Raw genomic sequence first — 1,567 nt, forward strand, 5'->3', positions numbered from 1 at the left:
CTCCGTCTCCTGGTGTGCGGATGCTCAGACGGCGGAGCTGCCGCCGCCCCGGGAGGTGTCCGGGGTCGTGGTGCCGGCCGCCTCCTGGGTCTCGGCCCGGGCGCCGGAGAGCGCCTCGGCCTCCAGCGCCGGCACGGCGTCCGGCTCGGGGGCCACACCGGTGCGCTCGAACTCGCGGTGCTTGCCGCGCGCACGGCCCAGCAGGTCGTGGAAGTGCTTCTCGGACTCGAGCAGCTCCTCCCGGTGCCTGTCGGAGATCTTCGGCATCTGCCGCTGGTACTTCGCGGCCTTGTCCGCCAGCTTCCGGCGCTCGTCCGCGGGCGCGTCCTGCGGGAGGGTCACGTACCGCTCGGCGACGGTCTGCAGGCCGTTGAGCACCCGCAGGGCCCGGCCCTTGGGGCTGTACAGGGAGGCCAGGACGGTGATGACCAGCACGCCCACGATGACGGTGAGCGAGAGGCCGATGCCGACCTCGGCGACGTCCACGTGCTCGCCGTTGTTGATGAAGCCCAGGTTGTTCTCGTGCAGGGCGTGCAGGATCAGCTTGATGCCGATGAAACCGAGGATGATCGCCAGACCCCAGGAGAGGTAGATGAGCCGGTCCAGCAGCCCGTCGATGAGGAAGTAGAGCTGCCGCAGGCCCATGAGCGAGAACGCCACGGCGGTGAACACGAGGTACGTCTGCTGGGTCAGGCCGAAGATGGCGGGGATGGAGTCCAGGGCGAAGAGGACGTCGGTGCCGCCGATCGCCACCATCACGAGCAGCATCGGCGTCATGACCTTCTTGCCGTTCTCGATCGTGAACAGCTTGTCGCCGTCGTACTCGTCCGAGGTGTGCATGAAGCGCTTGGCCAGGCGGATGACGAAGTTGTCCGCCTCGTCGTGCGCGGAGTCGGCGAGCTCGCCCTTGATCAGGGAGCCGGCCGTCAGCAGGAGGATGAGACCGAACAGGTAGAAGACCCAGGCGAACTGGTTGATCAGCCCGGCGCCCACGAAGATCAGGGCGGTGCGGGCGATCAGGGCGAACGTGATGCCGAAGAGGAGGACCTTCTGCTGGTCCTCGCGCGGGACCTTGAAGGACGCGATGATGATGAGGAAGACGAAGAGGTTGTCGACCGACAGTGCCTTCTCGGTGATGTACCCGGCGTAGTACTCCCCGGCGTAGGTCCCGCCCCACCGGAACAGCACGAACAGGCCGAAGAGCAGGGCGAGGCCCACGTAGATCCCGGACCAGATCGCGGCTTCCTTGAGCTGCGGCTCGTGGGCCTTGCGGACGTGGAACACGTAGTCGAAGAGGAGCAGGCCGGCGATGGCCGCGATCGTGACGATCCAGACGGTGAGTGAGACTTCCATGGTTCTGCTTTCGGGGTCGAGTACAGGTCGGCCGTAAGTCTCTCCGCCGTGCGCACCGGACCGTTTCCGGTCCGCCGCGCTGGTGCCGGCCGCTGCGTCCGGCCGGGTCCGGGGACCCGACGTGCTGACGTCCACAGCGCTGAGGGATACTCCCCTAGGCTGAGCACAGTCTATACAGCCCTCCGGCCGGACCCTGCGCGAAGGGGCCCGCCCC

1 protein-coding gene is annotated in these 1,567 nt (G+C 67.6%); it reads right to left on the minus strand.

Annotated elements, in window-relative coordinates:
- Positions 1-24: 24 nt before the first annotated feature.
- Entirely contained in the window at positions 25-1,353 is a 1,329-nt protein-coding gene (locus tag ABD220_RS08505) for a TerC/Alx family metal homeostasis membrane protein (RefSeq protein ID WP_344121600.1), read from the minus strand.
- Between the last annotated feature and the right edge of the window lie 214 nt (positions 1,354-1,567).

The sequence above is a fragment of the Kocuria aegyptia genome, from assembly GCF_039530085.1.
In the GTDB taxonomy this organism is placed as follows: Bacteria; Actinomycetota; Actinomycetes; order Actinomycetales; family Micrococcaceae; genus Kocuria; species Kocuria aegyptia.